The organism is Pseudoalteromonas fuliginea, assembly GCF_000690055.1.
Taxonomy (GTDB): domain Bacteria; phylum Pseudomonadota; class Gammaproteobacteria; order Enterobacterales; family Alteromonadaceae; genus Pseudoalteromonas; species Pseudoalteromonas fuliginea.
The window spans coordinates 1-324 of sequence record NZ_JJNZ01000064.1 but is presented as its reverse complement, the minus strand read 5'-3'; the positions used below and the strand labels follow the sequence as shown (position 1 = coordinate 324).

Here is a 324-nt window from a genome sequence, read left to right as displayed (position 1 = left end):
TTTGTTCGGGCGTCATTGGTGACGCTGATGGTGACTGACCATTGCGTTCTAGCTTTAATTGAGTAACCCACTTACTTACGGTTGATTTACCCACCCCCATAGCTTTTGCTGCGTCTTCTTGCGTATAACCTTGGTCTACTACAAGCTGAGCCGTTTCTAATTTAATTGCCGCTGAATATGTTGCGCGTTTTAATTTCGTCATTTTTTCACCCAAATTTGTATGCTTATTAGCATAACATTTCTTTCTTAATGGGTGGCCAAAATCACTGTACCACTACACTTTATTTAGTGCAAAAAACAAGCAGGGTGTTACATGGCAATCGC

General features: G+C 41.0%; 1 protein-coding gene. It reads right to left on the bottom strand.

What is annotated here, in order from left to right; translation table 11 throughout:
• Nucleotides 1–202 (bottom strand): transposase (locus tag DC53_RS04720; protein WP_033031190.1); only part of this gene is annotated, 202 nt, incomplete at its 3' end.
• Nucleotides 203–324 lie beyond the last annotated feature (122 nt).